The sequence below is a fragment of the Muricoccus harenae genome, from assembly GCF_009848505.1.
Classification (GTDB): domain Bacteria; phylum Pseudomonadota; class Alphaproteobacteria; order Acetobacterales; family Acetobacteraceae; genus Roseomonas; species Roseomonas harenae.
In genome coordinates, this window is record NZ_WWDL01000093.1 from 1 (window position 1) to 1,207 (window position 1,207).

Genomic DNA, 1,207 nt, shown 5'->3' on the forward strand with positions numbered 1-1,207 from the left:
GCGAAACGGATTCCCCGGCCCACGGCCGCCGCCTAGACTCGGTGCCGATGAGCCCCGTCGGCGTCGACCTGCAGAGCCTGCCGAATGATCCCGAGGCGCTGCGCGCGCTGTTGCTGGCCGCCTGGGCGGAGCGGGACGGGTTGGCAGCTGAGCGCGACGCGCTGGCCGCGCGGAACGAGAAGCTGCGGCACCTGCTGGGCAAGCTGCAGCGCATGCAGTTCGGACGTCGCTCGGAGCGCCTGCCCGAGGACCAGCTGCAGTTCGCGTTCGAGGAGGTCGAGGCGAGCCTGGCCAGCAACGAGGTCGAAGCGGAGAAGGGCTCGCCCGAACTGCGCAAGACGAACACCGCCCGGCGCCGGGCGGGCCGCGGCCGGTTGCCCGCGCACCTGCCCCGCCTCGAGCGGGTGCTCATGCCCGAGAGCACCGCCTGCCCGTGCTGCCAGGGTCCGCTGGTCGAGATCGGGGCCGACACTTCGGAGCGGTTGGACGTGATCCCGGCGAGGTTCCAGGTCCTGGTGACGCGGCGCCCCAAGCCCGCCTGCCGGGCTTGCGAGGGCGTGGTGCTGCAGGCGCCCGCGCCGGCGCGCCTGATCGAGGGCGGCATGCCGACCGAGGCGACCGTCGCGCATGTGCTGGTGTCGCGCTACGCCGATCACCTACCGCTGTATCGCCAGGCCCAGATCCTGGCACGCCAGGGTCTCACCATCGGCCGCGAGGTGTTGGCCTCCTGGGTGGGGACGGCTGCCGCAGAGATCGCGCCGGTGGTGGCGCGGATGCAGGGGATCCTGCTGTCCTCGGCCCGGCTGTTCGCGGACGAAACCACGATGCCGGTGCTGGACCCCGGGCGGGGCCAGACCAAGAAGGGCTTTGCCTGGGCGATCGCGCGGGATGACCGGCCCTGGGGTGGGACGGACCCGCCGGCCGTGGTGTTCCGCTACGCCCCTGGCCGCGGGGCCGAGCACGCCCGGGCGCTCCTGGCCGGCTACCACGGCATCCTGCAATGCGATGGCTACGCCGGCTACAAGGGCCTGGCCGCGCCGGAGGAGGGCGGCCCGGGCGCGACACTGGCATTCTGCTGGAGCCATGTACGACGCGGATTCTACGACCTGGCCAAGAAGAACACGGCGCCGATCGCGGCCGAGGCACTGGCCCGCATTGCCGCTCTCTACGCCGTCGAGGCCGACATCCGCGGCCAGTCACCCGAGGC

The 1,207-nt window shown here is 72.8% G+C and carries 1 protein-coding gene; it reads left to right on the top strand.

The window, feature by feature from the left end; all coding sequences use genetic code 11:
- Positions 1-47: 47 nt before the first annotated feature.
- A partial coding sequence (tnpC, locus tag GSE44_RS25040; RefSeq protein ID WP_159351535.1) for an IS66 family transposase occupies positions 48-1,207 on the top strand: 1,160 nt, incomplete at its 3' end.